We start from the raw sequence: 614 nt of genomic DNA, 5'->3' as shown, positions 1-614 counted from the left end.
CTCCGCCGGCGACGTTCCCCAGCTGCTGCTGAACGCTGATCGGCTGAAAGACACGGTTGACGCAAACGTCAAGCGGGCCGAGCCGGGCCCTGGCTTCTACCACTACCCGGACTGGTTGCCGGATGCCTTCTACGCAGAGCTGACCGCAGAGACGCGCACAGCAAATGGCTGGAAGAACCTCGCCGGACGCCGCAACGAAGCCTTCGACTTGAGCGTGTACGCCGAGGGCTTGGCGCTTTGGCTGAAGGTCCCGTCGATCGACTGGAAGGCGCCGCCGGCATGGGCCGCGGACTGGGACGAAAACCCCGATGTCAGGGCTGACGACGTTGCGCCGCCGCCGGCGCGCACGCGCACCCGACGCGTTATTCGAAGCAAGTACCTGGGACGCTGATATGGCATTCACCAATGAGCAAATCGCTGCGCTGGAAAGCGCGATCGCCAGCGGCATCTTGACCGTTCGGTACGCCGATCGCACCGTCACCTATCAGAGCCTGAAGGAGATGCGCATCACGCTCCGGCAAATGCGCGGCGAGATGGCGGCGCAGGCGCCTGGCAGGCCGCGCGCGCGGCGCACCATCCGCCTCTACCAGTCGGGCAGCGGCAATGTCTGAGGC

2 protein-coding genes are annotated in these 614 nt (G+C 65.8%); both read left to right on the top strand.

What is annotated here, in order from left to right; translation table 11 throughout:
• On the top strand, positions 1-391 hold a 391-nt coding region (locus CXG43_RS01320; RefSeq protein ID WP_198551368.1), incomplete at its 5' end, for a terminase gpA endonuclease subunit.
• A gap of 1 nt (position 392) precedes the next feature.
• Positions 393-611, top strand: a complete 219-nt coding sequence (locus tag CXG43_RS01315) for a hypothetical protein (RefSeq protein ID WP_101098364.1) — start codon at positions 393-395, stop codon at positions 609-611.
• The last annotated feature ends 3 nt before the right edge of the window (positions 612-614 follow it).

Source organism: Stenotrophomonas sp. Bg11-02, from assembly GCF_002836635.1.
Taxonomy (GTDB): domain Bacteria; phylum Pseudomonadota; class Gammaproteobacteria; order Xanthomonadales; family Xanthomonadaceae; genus Stenotrophomonas; species Stenotrophomonas lacuserhaii.
Note: the sequence above shows the minus strand (reverse complement) of the source record. Positions and strands in the feature narration are given on the sequence as shown.